Here is a 13,545-nt window from a genome sequence, read left to right as displayed (position 1 = left end):
GTTCGCTTAAATTTAAATATATAATACTATTAAGAAACGCGGAAAAAGTGCCTCAAAGCCCCTATACATCGAGGGGCAAAGAGGGTTAACGAGTATATTCTAGATTGTTATTTTGAGTAATAAAAGAGGGGCAATAGCTAAGAAGGCCGCTTTTTATGCCCTCAAAGTTTTTAGCAGGGTACTCCCCCGAAACAATGCTATCAAGCCCCACAACCAAAGATTGACCTTTTGGCTCAATATAGAGCTTCTTGTTAGCAATCAATTCAGAGAGCATTACAGCCTGACCAAGCTGAAAATTATCACTAGCAATAGAACTAAAACCCTCTTGATTCGCTTTCATTAACTCGGCGATCTGAGCGTCTTTTTGTTTGGCAAGGTCAGCAGAGCTTTTTAGCATTCTTTGTAGCTCGGCGTTTTGTTTTTGTAATTTATCGAAGGATTGCAATAGGGCAGTATTTTCTTTCTTTAGAGCGTCTACATCTACGTCAGGCTTTGAAGCAATACCGCCAAAAAACGCCCTAGCAATCTTATTGTCTTTAAGATTCGCCGCTTGCGCAGCTTCCGCCTTATAACGTTCAACGTCATTTAAAACGGGCAGATAGCTTTCTATTTGTCCATGAGCTGCATAACCTAAAGCAACGGCCTCGCATACAAAGGCAGATACTTTCTCGCAATCAAACATACCCAAAGAGTTCTTGAGCTTAGAGATTTCAGTCTCAGCCTCTGCAACAACCCGTTTTGATTTTTTCGATTTTTTCGATTTTTTCCATTATCTTAGCCATCTCACAATCTATATTTACAGTAACGGGCGCTTTTTTAAGCTCAGCTAGCTCATTTTTAAGCAATCGGTTTTCTTGCTCTAAAGCCGCGTAATCCTCGCGCTTACCCCCTTGCTCTTGCAGATCAGCGCGGGCTTGTTTATTCGCTTCTTTGAGTTGCCTCTCTAGCTCTTTTATTTGTTTTTTTGCCTCAGCCAAATCTTTTTTGGCTTCTCCAAGCTTGACTTGCAGAGGCTCCTGCAGGCTCATAGCTTGACGATATTGACGAGGGCTGAGATGCGTTCGCTTCGTGATTTTTTTACTGATGCCGCGCTCCATGCCGAGGGCTTGCGCGATTTCCGTCTGAATTTGACTGATAAGGTTAGGCTTTCCAAAATTTCGACGATGTAGAGAGTTCCCGCCTTCATCCAGAGAAAACATAGCGATATGAACGTGATCGTTGTTTATGAAAATTTTATGCTCCAACGAGTGCGGATCAATTTTCCCCGATTCTCGTAACTCCTCAATTTCATCCTCGGTCGCCTCGTGACCTTCGTCGCGATGCCGAGTCCAAAAAACGGTTCGATAGCCGAGACGCTTCTCGAGAATTTTCACAACTTTTTCGATATCCTCTTTAGAATGAAAGCCTCGCAAATTCACCGTAGCTTCCCAATAGATAGATTCAGCATTGTAGCCCGGTCGCCTCCCCGTACGCGCCCGATAGGCGGCGTCAGCTTCGTCTTTCATTTTTTTTGCCTTGTCCCGAGCTTCTTGGAAAGAGCAAGAATACTCGTTATCTTTGGTAAGGTCCCCTTGCACGTTGCTTGCTTGAAAACCTTGTCGGAAATCGTGCCAGTATGCGAACTCTTTCATTGGATCAATATGGAAACAAGATTTAGCGCTATTATCCATGTATTTTCCTTGTTATAGTATTATTGCATTGCATTTTCTTTTAAGGGGTCTTGTGCCCCTTAAAAGCGAATGTCAGCTTGCGGCTGATTAGTGAGCTCACTAATCAGCTACAGCATAAAGCCGTAGCTGAAAGTTCGCCCGCAAGGGGGGTTAAAGAGAGGCGGAGTTCGAGAGCTCGAACTTTTTAGCAAGCGCCTCAACTTCAGCGCGTTCCTCTTCGATTTTCGCCACAGCTTTTTTGGCATTTTCCAAAGCGTTTTTCGCTTTGGCTTCGCGTTTGTCAATGCCTTTTATTTTCAGAACAAGAGCATTTAGTTCTTTAATGAGCTTCCCTCGAGGACTTAGCTCTTTTTTATCCGTAACCTCAGCCTGTTTTGGCGTGACTTGAGTCGCTTTTTGGTCTTGAGGTTGAACAGGTTTTTGGCTCTGCGGTTGAGCAACATTTGCGAGAAAATCGTTTGCCATTTAAGGCCTCCTTTTGCTTAATTTTAGATATAAAAACATGATAGATCAAAAGTAGTTAAAAATCGCTACACACTACAAAACTCGGGCGGAGCAGGTTCAGGGATAGGTCGAAAGAATTCATCGAGCCCACAAGTAGCAAGGAAAGTAGCAAGATCAAAATCAGAATTGTCGTCTTGTTTTTGAGCGCGAATAAGCGGAAAAACATAGGCTAGCCAAGAGCGGATATCGAATCGATTTTCCAAAAGCTCACAATCATAATCAGATAGATCTTTTGGGGCAAAATCAAGCATTCTTAAAGGGTCTTTACCGCCGATTTTTTTACCGCTAAAAAGAGTGCGATAAAGAACGAGGAGATCGTCCTTGTTTCGGCATTTTTTCGCCCAAAGTTTGAGATTATGAATCTGCGTTTTAGTTAAGTAAATGTTTTTTAGATTCACATGCAGACGTTCGGTATGGTGCTTGGTCCATAGCGTTACGTCGAGCTGTTGCAAAGTATCATCAACCTTGGTTTTTAACTTACAAGCTACGTCACGACCGAAAGATCCAAGCACGGGTTGAGTGATGACGAATCGGTTTACCGGAAAAGGCTCATCATCAGTTTCATTTTCGTTTTCGTCCTTTATGCCAAGAATAAGTCTATCGTATCGGTTCACATCCTCGGCAACCCTTTCTCGTTTTGAGCGACAATGCGCATATTTCCAGTAGCGCCAGAGTTCATGAAAAAGATTTCCGAGTACTAGTTCGGCGTTAGGATATTTTTTACGAAGCTTTGCATTGCAAACACTATGAAGTTCTTTTGTAGTTTGGACGTCTTTTATTTTGGCTACATTTCGGCGGACAAGCTTGTCCTTAATAGGATCGATTTCAGCAGTAGTTCGAGCAAGAATTTTCGAACAAAGAGCGGCGGGAAAGTCCTCGTTTTTTTCAGCCAAAACCCACTGCCATTTTTCATCCTTGAAAACATACATCGGACTGAGCACGTTCACTTGTACGGATTTAGAATCATATAACCGCTTGCAGAGGGCTATCACGTGAGCAAGATCGCGCACGGGACAAAACAACATAGCATGGATATGCGGAGAGCCGTTTTTATGGCGCTCGAACACCCACGCGACCCAAAGCGGGATCGTAGATAAAGTCTTTTTAACTAACCCGTAGAGCGCTTTTTTTAAGGCTTCCGCAAGTTCTTTGTTGTTCTTTCGCCCCGGCGTGCCGTTTCGCCAAATGCCCGTATTATCGGCAGTTAGAGTTATGCCGACACAAGAAAAACCCAAGGCAAGGAAATCCGCAGAAACGTCGAAAGTCGATATCTCGATAGCCCGAGAATCAAGGGGTTGTTTGATTTCTCGATTTAAAAGTTTTTGGCGCAGGTGTAGCTCACCCGGTTTGAAATTATCGAAATCAGAGCGAAAATTACTCATACTGACCGCCAAAAATTAGAACAGCTAAAGTTAGAAGTGCTATAATTACAGCACTAACGGGCTTCGCTATAGTCCTAAAATGCTTGCCCGTTACCCCCATTTTTAACTTCATAATTTTAACCCCCGCTCTTACAAATATGAAAGCCACCAAGTTAAAACACGCCGAGTCGTAGCAACAGCTTTTGATTTATTATATCGCCCTGCCATTCCGCCGACCTTGTGAGCTAAGGCGCGCTCTACGTCATAATCGCTTACTCCGTTATCGTCAGACTCATTTACAAAGGTGCTCAAGATTTTTCGGAAGCTATGACAGACTATCGAGGTTTTACCTTTAGGCTTAATGTTCTGTAAGGGGCATTTTCTCAAAGCCTTGCTAAGCACAGCGTCGGATAGGAGCGTATTTTTTCGAGACGGGAAATATAAGCCGTTTTTAGTTATGCTTTGAAGCCAATCGCCAAGTTCACGGGGGAGCCCGATATATATGTCCCCGTTTGCTTCGACTTTCATCTCGTCAGCTTCAAAAAAGAGGAAGTATTCGCCGTTTTCATCAGTTCTTAGATGTTTTGTAGCCAAGTTGCGAATATTACCCGGGCGCAATCCCGTACAAAGCCCGAAAACTAAGGCATTGCGGACGCTTGCGGTATCGGGATAGTTTGAAACGTACAGACAAAGAGCCCGTAAGTCCTCATCGGAATCAATCCAAGGATATTCGCCTTTTTTACCCAAGGCAAAATGCGCCGTAAGCTTTTCACCACCCAAAGGATCGCTTGAGATATATTTTCGGCGTATAGCAAAGGCTAGGAATTGCCCCATAAAACTTGAGAAGTCGCGGAGCGCAGAAAACTCGTTACGGGTATAGCTAGCTTGAGCTATTTCCAAAATGTGTTCGAGCTTTAAAGATTTTGCAGGCATATTAGCATATTTTTGGAGCTTGTTAAATGCTATGCCTTTTTTTTCGATAGTGCGAGAGCCACATCCTAGAGTCGAACTCGCGACGTACTCGTCAAAAACATCTCTTAGCGTGATTTTTATTTTTTTCGGATCTTGATGGTCAAGAGCTTCAGCCCTAACCTCATAAAGCTTTTTTGTAGCTTGGCGATAAGTCAGATCATCTATTGAGCCTATTTTCGCGACTATTTGACCGCCCTTGCTATAGTAGTAATCCTTACGATAGCGGATTAGCGGGGCTTTAACGCATTTGATTTTTTGGATGCGGATGGTTAGCCCATCGGCGTTTAAGACTTGGCGCAGGGTAGTTTTGCCGTATGGGAGTTTTAACTCTTTTAAATAGGCGTCAGGGTCACGACGAAACTCATCGAGTTTTGAGATGTTTGTCATAGGTTTAGTCCTCCGTTTTTTATTAATTATAACGTTTACGTTTTTGAGGACTAAGAGCGTTTTCTCAAGTGTTTTTGCAGATACTGACTAAATTTAAGCCAGTCAGTAAATTTGGTCAGTTAATCGGCAAGATTTCGATAGATTTCCCGTCGACGGGTTTTATACATTTGGCTATTTTAGGGGTTTTTATCGGGGTTAGTAAGTATAATGGTGCGACCTGCGAGATTTGAACTCGCACACCCTTCGGCACTACCACCTCAAAGTAGCGTGTCTACCGTTCCACCAAGGTCGCACGTGGATTAAAACAACAAAAGAGCGGGACGAACCCGCCCGATATTAAAACATTGGGTTTGCGTAAAGAACGATTAGCGCGATAACTAGCGCGTAGATAACTTGCGCTTCGATCATCGCAAGAGCAACGAACATCGTCGTAGTTAGCTTGCTGCCCACGCCCGGGTTTCTAGCCGTGCCTGAAATTGTCGCAGAAGCGGTATTTCCCATACCGATAGCGCCGCCAAGAGCCGCTAGGCCTAGACCGACTGCTGCCGCAAGAACAGAGTAAGATCTTAACATCTCACCGTCGCCCGCAAACGCGAAGCTAGCAAGAGCCATCATTAAAAAAACAACTTTTTTCATAAAGTCTCCTTGTAAAATTAAGCCATTTCGGATCAGACCCCTACTTTGAAGCTTTGAGAGCGCATTTTATAAAAATTTAGCTTTGAGTTACTTAAAACCGAGAAAATTTTCATAAATTTTCTATTCGTCAAAATTTGTCGCCGCTAGTGCTACAAATTTACAAAAAATTTCAGCGATGTTTCGTTTTTCTACGAATTTATTTAAAAATTAGAATTTTAAAAGCTTTTTTATGCTAGCCTCGCTTCTGAAATTTTAAATACTAAGGTTAAATTTGGCGCAGGATAAATTTTCTAAAATCGGCTTTATCTTAGCCGTTGCAGGCTCTGCGGTGGGGCTTGGAAACGCGTGGAAATTCCCGTATTTAGTCGGTCAAAACGGCGGTTCGGCTTTCGTGCTTTTGTATCTTTTTATGACGTTTTTTATCGGACTTGCGATATTTTTCGGCGAGATAGCTATCGGTAAGCTTTCGGAGTCTGACCCCGTAAATGCCTTTAAAAAGCTTGCTCCAAAACGCAAAGAAACCTGGAAATTTGCGGGTTTTACGATGATAGGCGCGATCATCATCGCCTCTTTTTACACGGTCATCATCGGATGGATACTAAAATACGCAGTAATGGTGATAACCGAGCTGCCAAAAGACGTCGAGGCTTCGGAGAAAATTTTCGGAAATTTCTACGCCAACGACGCCGCATCTCAAATTTTTTACTTTACGATCGTGTTTTTTCTCTGCATTTTTATCGTTTCAAAGGGCATAAAAAGCGGCATAGAGCGCGTAAACGTCTGGATGATGCCATCGCTTCTTATCTTGCTTATCATTATGCTTGGCTACTCGTTTACGATGGACGGATTCGTGCAGTCGGCTAAATTTTTATTGGTTCCGGATTTTTCAAAACTAGGCGTAAGTAGCATTTTAACCGCGCTTGGACTCGCGTTTTTTACGCTATCTCTAGGTGTCGGCGTTATCATTGTTTACTCTGCGTCATTGCCTGATAATACGAATCTCGTTAGCTCCTCGATCATCATCGTCGTGATAAACGTCGTGATGGGCATTTTGATGGGGCTTGTTATCTTTACCTTCGTGTTTGAGTTTGGCGCGACGCCTAGTCAGGGCGTGGGGCTCGTGTTTATCTCGCTGCCGACGCTCTTTGCGAAGCTGGACACGCTCGGACACGTGCTAGCGTTCGCGTTTTTCTCGGCACTGCTTTTTGCGGGCATAACTTCGGCCATCTCGATGCTAGAGCCTTTCACGCACTATCTCATCCGCGAATTTGGCTTTTCTCGTAAAAAAGCCCTCGCGCTAATCGGCGCTTTCATCTACTGCATGGGCATTTTGTGCATACTTTCAAGCATCGAAGGCGTTAAAGAAAATTTGACGTTTTTTGGCAAGAGCTTTTTTGACTGCCTTGATTTTCTCAGCTCAAACATCATCATGCCAATCGGCGGCATCACTGTGTCGATTTTTGTCGGCTTTGTGATCAAAAAAGACGCGCTTTACATACTTTTTGGGCCGTATATGAGCAGGGCGGTTTTTGAAATTTGGTATTTTATGATTAGATTTGTTGCTCCCGTTAGCATCGTCATCATCACCATAAATGCGCTAAGAGGCTAACCGTGGCAAGCGATAAATTTTCTAAAATCGGATTTATATTATCCATCGTGGGCGCCGCCATCGGACTTGGCAACGCTTGGAAATTCCCGTACATGGTCGGTGCAAACGGCGGCTCGGCTTTCGTGCTTTTGTATCTAGTTTTTGCCGTTGCGGTCGGGCTTAGTATATTTTTTGCCGAGATGGCTATGGGTAAAATTTCAAACGCCGATCCCGTTAACGCCTTTCGCTCGCTAGCTCCTAAAAACGGCAAATTTTGGGGGTATGCAGGCGTCATAATGATAACTGGCGTTTTGGTCGCGTCGTTTTATACGGTTATCATCGGCTGGGTTATTAGGTATTCGGTCTTATCTCTTGGCGAGCTTCCGCAAAGTATCGCGGTTTCGGGCGAAAATTTCGGCAAATTTATAAGCTCTGACATCTCGGGTCAAATTTTATACTTTAGCATCGCGTTTGCTGCCTATTTTTTCATCCTCTCAAAGGGCATAAAAGGCGGTATCGAGCGCATAAATTTATGGCTTTTGCCGACGCTTTTTTTATTGCTTATTTTTATGCTGATTTACTCGATGCAGATGGGCGGATTTTCGCAGGCGGCGGAGTTTTTGCTAGTGCCTGATTTTTCTAAAATCACGAGCGAGGCGGTGTTTGTAGCTCTGGGGCTAGCGTTTTTTACGATGTGCGTCGGTATCGGAGCGATCGCTACGTATTCGGTAAGTCTAGATGACAAGACTAATCTTTTTACCTCTTCGCTCTACGTCGTCGCGCTAAACATCATCGTTAGCGTCGTCATTGGGCTTATTGTTTTTACCTTTGTTTTCGAGTACGGCGAGCAGCCTAGCCAGGGCGTGGGACTTGCCTTTATCTCGCTGCCTACGCTGTTTGCTAAGCTAGGAGCGATGGGAAACGTCCTAAGCTTTATGTTTTTTACCGCGCTTATTTTTGCGGGGCTTACGTCGGCTATCTCGATGGTCGAGCCGCTCGTTTTTTACCTCATAAACGAGTTTAAGATCCCTCGCTTAGGCGCGATCGCGATCGTTGGCGTTTGCGTTTATTGCCTGGGCACGCTTTGCGCGCTTTCAAATATTACCGAATTTAAAGATGCGCTCACGTTTTTCGGCAAGGGATTTTTCGACGTTTTAGACTATCTAAGCTCAAATATCATGCTGCCGCTGGGCGGTATCGTGATAGCGGTATTTGTCGGCTACGCGATGAAAAGAGGCAGCCTAGAGGAGCTATTTTTACCGTATATGGGTAGGGCGGTTTTTGAAATTTGGTATTTTTTACTGCGATTCGTCGCGCCGATTTGCATTTTAGCTATAATGATAAGACAAATTTTGGGGAGTTAAATGGAACGAAATTTAAAAAAAGTAGAGCGATTTTTCGATAAATTCGGTAACGTCGTGGGCTACGTCTGTATATTCGTGATGTTTTTGATGATTGCGGACGTTTTTTTTAACGTCACGACGAGATATTTTTTCAAATACGGCAACGTCGGCCTTCAAGAGCTTGAGTGGCACTTTTTTAGCGTCATCATCCTGCTTGGCATGAGCTACGCGCTAAAAGACGACGCACACGTGCGAGTGGATATATTTTACGAAAAGATGAGCGTAAAGAAAAGGGCGCTTATAAATATGGCGGGCGTCATCCTTTTTATCCTGCCGCTTGCGCTTTTGGTCGCGTGGCTGAGCTGGGACTACGTCGTAGAGGCGTACGAGAGCGGCGAAGGTAGCGCAGATCCTGGCGGTTTGCCGTATCGCTGGGTTATCAAGGCCTTTATCCCGTTTAGCTTCTGGCTACTTATATTTTTTAGCGTCGGATACTTTATAAAGTGGCTAAACGTCTATCTGGACGCTCGCTCAAATTTAAGCGAGGCGGGCAAATTTGACGCAAATTTAAGTAAAACCGCGCAACAAGGAGAGGGAAAATGACCGGCATAGTAATGTTTTTATCCGCGCTTTTTATGCTTGCTATCGGCTTTAGCGTCGCATTTACCTTTGGCGCGATAGCCGTTATTTTCGGACTCATCGGCGGCATGGTCGAGAGCTTTGGCGACGGTAACGGCTTTATGGGCGGGCTTGAGATTTTTAAAGAGACCTTTAACTTCATGCCTTACCGCATCTACTCGATAATGGAAAACAAAATCCTCATCGCCGTGCCGCTTTTCGTTTTTATGGGTATTATTTTACAAAAGACCAAGCTAGCCGAGAGGCTACTCGAGTCTATGGCATTTTTATTCGGCGAGATTCGCGGCGGCGTGGCGATCAGTACCGTGCTAGTGGGCGCGCTATTAGCCGCATCTACGGGCGTCGTGGGCGCTAGCGTCGTAGCTATGGGCGTTATGAGCTTGCCCGTGATGCTAAAGTACAACTACAACAAAGCTCTAGGCTGCGGCACTATCTGTGCTTCGGGTACGCTTGGGCAGATCATCCCGCCTTCGATCGTTTTGATTATCCTAGGCGACGTCTTTACGGTACCGGTCGGCGATCTTTTCCGCGAGGCGATATATCCGGGTCTTGCGCTTGTTGGCGCATATATAGCCTATATCCTCATCGTCTCTTACGTCAAAAAGGACTACGCGCCGCCCGTCGTAGTAGAGAGCGATATGCCTAAATCAAAGCAAATTTTAAACGCTATCCTTGCTATTTTGCCGCCGCTAGTACTTGTCGTGCTGGTGCTTGGTTCGATATTTGAAGGCATCGCTACGCCGACGGAGAGCTCGGCGTTTGGCTGCGTTGGCGCGATCTTGCTTTCGGTTTTTTATAAAACTTTTTCGTTTAAGATGCTAAAAGAAGCGCTTGAAGAGAGCGTAAAAACCACGGCCGTCGTCTTTACTATCCTTATCGGCGCGACGGCGTTTTCGATGGTGTTTAGCTACACCGGCGGCGACGAGATAGTTGAAGAAGTTATGTCGAATTTACCGGGCGAAAAATGGGGCTTTATCGTCTTATCTATGATTACGATTTTTGCGCTGGGATTTTTTATAGACTTTGTCGAGATTTCGTATATCGTGCTGCCGATTTTAGCGCCGATTGCGGTAAATTTAGGCATAAATCCGCTATATTTTGCTATCGTTATCGCGATGAACTTACAGACGTCGTTTCTCACGCCGCCGTTTGGCTTTAGTCTCTTTTACCTAAAAGGCGTGGCGCCCGCGGAGATTAAGACTTCTGATATCTACAAAGGCGTCGTGCCTTTTATCGGACTGCAAATTTTAGTTTTAGCGATTTTTGCCGTTATTTTGTTGAGCTAGATTTAAATTTAACGTTTTGGGCTATAATCTTTCAAATTTATCCAAAGGAAAAAAATGAAAAAAATAGCCCTGATCTCGACGCTTGCCGCGCTGGCTAGCGCGCAGAGCAACCTACTGGAGATCTACAAAAACAAGTCCTTCATCCATCAAAGCTTCGCCGATCAAAAAAGCGAATTTAGTCTAAATTTGCCCGAGTTCGTAGCGCTTGAGGATATCGACGTAAGCGCGTCTTGCGAGCTAATCAGTCTAAATTTAAACGAACCAAAACCGTTAGAAGACGAAAGATACGATAAATTTAAAAAAGCTCAAAACGAGTTTGAGGAGCTGGGAAATAAAGTAGGCGCGCTAAACGCGAAAAACAAATTTTTAAATAATTTCTCGGCTTTCAAAGAGCAAAGCGTCGAGAATTTGAGCGCCGATGCGGATAAATTTTACGATATAACGCTAAAAGCGCTAGCCGAAGCCTCTCAGGCTAAAAAGCTGCTTAACGACGCGAATCTAAAAATGCAGGAACTGGAAATAGAGGTCGTAAATTTTCAAAAACTTGACCTTAAATTCGAATGCGATCCAAAACAGGTCAAAATCTCCTATCCGGTGGACGTTAGCGTAAATTTAAAAAATAAAATTTCCGCCCTGGTCGAAAAAGGCAGGGTCGAAATCTCGCAAAATTTGACCCTAAAAAATCCTCTCGATACGGATTTATCAAACCTTACGATCGCGCTTTATCCGTTTTACTACTCGTCAAATTTGACGCCTGAGCCTTTTTATCCGTGGTACGAAGGCAAGGCAGAGCCCCTGCTAGCAGCGGCTCCGGTAGCGATGGAGGCCTACGATAGAGCCGTAGTTACGCCGATGAAAAAGGCAAAGCAAGTATCTCATAGTTATGCTAAAGAGACGGAGGCTAGCAACGTCCAAAACGAGCTTGCAAATACTTGGCGCATCGATAACGTAAGTCTAAAAGCGGGCGAGGAAAAGAGCTTTAGCTACGACAAGCAAAGCCTTGATGCGAAATTTGACCTAGTTATCGACGGATACGGCGGAGCAAACGCATACGTTAGAGCTAAATTTAAGCCCGAACGAAGCGTAGAGAGCTCGGACGCGGAGTTTAAAATCGGCGACGTAAATATCGGCAAAAGATACGTAGGCTACGCTGCGGGCGAGGAGGCCGAGGAGTTTTTCGGCAAAAACGAGCTTGTGGTCGTAAAAAAGGAAAATAACGGCGAATTTACGAAAGAGTCGTTTTTCGGCTCGAAAAATAAAATCTCGCAGGGCTATAAATTTACCGTAAAAAACGGCTCTAAACTCGCGTGGGACGTGGTTTTACAGGAGCGAGCGCCAGTTAGCGCGCATGAGAGCGTAAGCGTAAGCATGAAAAACGACCCCAAAGAGAGCGAACTGGATAAAGAGGGCAGGGTGACGTGGAAATTCGCGCTTAAGCCAAACGAGAGCAAGGAGATAAATTTCGCCTATGAGCTTACTAGGCCTGGGAAATAATGGCACAAAATTTAGCTTAAATTTGCTTTGTAAAGGCTTGTCTCTTGCGCGCCTTTAAATGAGCTAGAAATTTCCTCCCTCGATGAACTACGTGTTCTATCTTCGGTCGGAAATTTCGTCGCTTCTGCTTGCAGTTGCGACCGCAAGGGAAGCAAAACATTTAAATTCATCACAAGATACTTCGCCTTATCGTTTTACGTTAAAATTTGAAGTCAAATTTATAAATTTAACTCCATCAAAATTTACTAAGCTCGCGACGCTTTGCGTCAGTAAAGCTATGTCGCCACATCTCACGTGCAGTGGGGTTGGAGAGGGTATGGGAGAGGAAGGGGCGACGCTTCGTAAGTAGAAACCCCTTCCTCTCCCAAAGAAAAAAAACAGATAAATCGCTAAGGAGCTCTTTTGCTTCGGCTTTGCCTCGCAACTGCAAGCAGAGCGTAATTCAAGCCCCCCCCTCCTTTATAACAAAGAAACAAGACGACTTCAAGCAATCATGTTTGTTTAAAAAATTTAAGAGTGCGACGCTAAATTTGACAAACCCAAATTTAGAACCTTAAAGATGCGGGTCTCGGTGAGTAAAATTTAGCGAATTCATCTTGGTCAAATTTGCCGAATTTATCCGCAAAATTTAACCAGCAAAAGTTAAAAACCAAACTCCGCATAAAATTCGTTCAGGTAGTCTGAGTAGTAGGTATTGCCGTTTCTGGCGTCAAATTTGCCCGCTATCTCCACAGCTATCTTGTAGTCGTTCTCGTCGCCAAACGCGCTAACAGCGATGAAAAATCGCAGGTCGTTTAGATCGTCGTTGCCATCAAGGATCGCCGCGGAGTGCTTGCGCGCCAAATTTAGCGCCGTCTCGCGCTCGTCCAGCCTAACGGCGATCTCGATTAGCGGCGCGATCTCGTTTATGACGCGAGGATTTGACTCGATCGTCGCCGCGGCCTTGGGTAGCAGGGCTTTTGCCTCTTCTATCTTGCCTGTTTTAATCATGCTAAAAAGTATCGGCGCGTAGGTAGTGTGAGGCACTTCGCCGCAGGTTAGCTCGCCTGAGAGTATCGGTGCAGCAAGCTCCAGCGCCGCTGCGTGCTCGCCGGCAAAATTTAAATACGCGATCTCACCCGATGCCTCGCACGCCTCGCAGTCGGCCATATCGTCTTTGGCTAGCTTTTTCCACAGCTCGTAGTTTGCCTTCGCCTCTCTAGTATCGCCCATGTCGATGTTTTGATTCATCAAGGCCTTGTAGTACGCAGCCAGCGAGAGCTCCATGCGCTCGTAGTAAAACAGCATCGCTTCGTTTGCCTCGTCTATGAGCTCCTTTTCTATCACGGAGCTTTGAGCGACGCCCGAGACGATCCATTTAAATTTCCACAGGCAGTCCGTAAAGTCGTTAAAATTCGGGTATTCGCTTTCTTTTAAATTTTGCGCGATGTAGCCCGTGAGCCACATTAGCGCTCTGGTTCTTAGAAACGCGCCGAATTTTTCAAAATCGTCGTTTAAAACAAAGTCGCAAATTTGCGCGGCAAACGCCAAATCCTGCGCTCCTACGGCGTCTCTTATCTCGTCAAACAAAAACTCTTCTTTATCCGCTAATCTATCAAATTCTTTTAGCTTTTTATAAAGCTCTTCTAGCGTGCGCTCTTGCATTTGCTCCCCTCGTTAAACATT

The 13,545-nt window shown here is 44.7% G+C and carries 12 protein-coding genes and 1 tRNA gene; 5 read left to right on the top strand and 8 right to left on the bottom strand.

The window, feature by feature from the left end; genetic code table 11:
- Nucleotides 1-85: 85 nt before the first annotated feature.
- From QZ157_RS04075 to QZ157_RS04045, 7 genes are all read right to left on the bottom strand, one after another.
- Nucleotides 86-688 (bottom strand): hypothetical protein, encoded by a 603-nt coding sequence (locus tag QZ157_RS04075; protein ID WP_295142152.1) that lies wholly within the window; start codon nt 686-688, stop codon nt 86-88.
- 28 nt (nt 689-716) lie between these two features.
- Nucleotides 717-1,670, bottom strand: coding sequence for a mobilization protein (locus tag QZ157_RS04070; protein ID WP_295142149.1), 954 nt, complete (start codon nt 1,668-1,670; stop codon nt 717-719).
- 150 nt (nt 1,671-1,820) lie between these two features.
- Nucleotides 1,821-2,135: a hypothetical protein gene (locus QZ157_RS04065; RefSeq protein WP_295142146.1), complete on the bottom strand. Its 315-nt coding sequence runs from the start codon at nt 2,133-2,135 to the stop codon at nt 1,821-1,823.
- A gap of 65 nt (nt 2,136-2,200) precedes the next feature.
- Nucleotides 2,201-3,556 carry a hypothetical protein gene (locus tag QZ157_RS04060; protein WP_295142143.1) on the bottom strand — a complete coding sequence of 452 codons (1,356 nt, stop codon included), beginning with the start codon at nt 3,554-3,556 and terminating at the stop codon, nt 2,201-2,203.
- Nucleotides 3,557-3,685: 129 nt separating this feature from the next.
- Complete coding sequence (locus QZ157_RS04055; protein WP_295142141.1) at nt 3,686-4,894, bottom strand: tyrosine-type recombinase/integrase; 1,209 nt, start codon at nt 4,892-4,894, stop codon at nt 3,686-3,688.
- Nucleotides 4,895-5,102: 208 nt separating this feature from the next.
- Nucleotides 5,103-5,186, bottom strand: a tRNA-Leu gene (locus QZ157_RS04050).
- Between the two features lie 44 nt (nt 5,187-5,230).
- The gene (locus QZ157_RS04045; protein ID WP_122874270.1) at nt 5,231-5,530 is read right to left on the bottom strand and encodes a F0F1 ATP synthase subunit C; all 300 of its coding nucleotides are present in this window, start codon (nt 5,528-5,530) and stop codon (nt 5,231-5,233) included.
- 271 nt (nt 5,531-5,801) lie between these two features.
- On the opposite strand from QZ157_RS04045, the gene QZ157_RS04040 reads away from it, so the two are divergent.
- From QZ157_RS04040 to QZ157_RS04020, 5 genes are read left to right on the top strand one after another with little or no spacing between them, the layout of a single operon-like run.
- Nucleotides 5,802-7,139: a sodium-dependent transporter gene (locus tag QZ157_RS04040; RefSeq protein ID WP_295142136.1), complete on the top strand. Its 1,338-nt coding sequence runs from the start codon at nt 5,802-5,804 to the stop codon at nt 7,137-7,139.
- A 2-nt stretch (nt 7,140-7,141) separates the two neighbouring features.
- Nucleotides 7,142-8,482 carry a sodium-dependent transporter gene (locus QZ157_RS04035; RefSeq protein WP_295142133.1) on the top strand — a complete coding sequence of 447 codons (1,341 nt, stop codon included), beginning with the start codon at nt 7,142-7,144 and terminating at the stop codon, nt 8,480-8,482.
- Complete coding sequence (locus tag QZ157_RS04030; RefSeq protein ID WP_295142130.1) at nt 8,483-9,064, top strand: TRAP transporter small permease subunit; 582 nt, start codon at nt 8,483-8,485, stop codon at nt 9,062-9,064.
- A complete protein-coding gene (locus QZ157_RS04025) occupies nt 9,061-10,386 on the top strand; it encodes a TRAP transporter large permease subunit (RefSeq protein WP_295142128.1) in 1,326 nt (441 codons plus the stop codon). Before QZ157_RS04030 ends, QZ157_RS04025 begins: the two co-directional genes overlap by 4 nt.
- A 54-nt stretch (nt 10,387-10,440) precedes the next feature.
- Nucleotides 10,441-11,880, top strand: coding sequence for a DUF4139 domain-containing protein (locus QZ157_RS04020; protein WP_295142125.1), 1,440 nt, complete (start codon nt 10,441-10,443; stop codon nt 11,878-11,880).
- 642 nt (nt 11,881-12,522) lie between these two features.
- Here the strand turns inward: QZ157_RS04020 and QZ157_RS04015 are convergent.
- Nucleotides 12,523-13,524 carry a hypothetical protein gene (locus QZ157_RS04015; protein WP_295142123.1) on the bottom strand — a complete coding sequence of 334 codons (1,002 nt, stop codon included), beginning with the start codon at nt 13,522-13,524 and terminating at the stop codon, nt 12,523-12,525.
- Nucleotides 13,525-13,545 lie beyond the last annotated feature (21 nt).

The organism is uncultured Campylobacter sp. (genome assembly GCF_905372745.1).
In the GTDB taxonomy this organism is placed as follows: domain Bacteria; phylum Campylobacterota; class Campylobacteria; order Campylobacterales; family Campylobacteraceae; genus Campylobacter_A.
Note: the sequence above shows the minus strand (reverse complement) of the source record. Positions and strands in the feature narration are given on the sequence as shown.

Coding starts and splice junctions, on each gene's coding strand:
- QZ157_RS04070 (WP_295142149.1), bottom strand. CDS start 1,670: ATGGATAATAGCGCTAAATCTTGTTTCCATATTGATCCAATGAAAGAG.
- QZ157_RS04065 (WP_295142146.1), bottom strand. CDS start 2,135: ATGGCAAACGATTTTCTCGCAAATGTTGCTCAACCGCAGAGCCAAAAA.
- QZ157_RS04060 (WP_295142143.1), bottom strand. CDS start 3,556: ATGAGTAATTTTCGCTCTGATTTCGATAATTTCAAACCGGGTGAGCTA.
- QZ157_RS04055 (WP_295142141.1), bottom strand. CDS start 4,894: ATGACAAACATCTCAAAACTCGATGAGTTTCGTCGTGACCCTGACGCC.
- QZ157_RS04045 (WP_122874270.1), bottom strand. CDS start 5,530: ATGAAAAAAGTTGTTTTTTTAATGATGGCTCTTGCTAGCTTCGCGTTT.
- QZ157_RS04030 (WP_295142130.1), top strand. CDS start 8,483: ATGGAACGAAATTTAAAAAAAGTAGAGCGATTTTTCGATAAATTCGGT.
- QZ157_RS04025 (WP_295142128.1), top strand. CDS start 9,061: ATGACCGGCATAGTAATGTTTTTATCCGCGCTTTTTATGCTTGCTATC.
- QZ157_RS04020 (WP_295142125.1), top strand. CDS start 10,441: ATGAAAAAAATAGCCCTGATCTCGACGCTTGCCGCGCTGGCTAGCGCG.
- QZ157_RS04015 (WP_295142123.1), bottom strand. CDS start 13,524: ATGCAAGAGCGCACGCTAGAAGAGCTTTATAAAAAGCTAAAAGAATTT.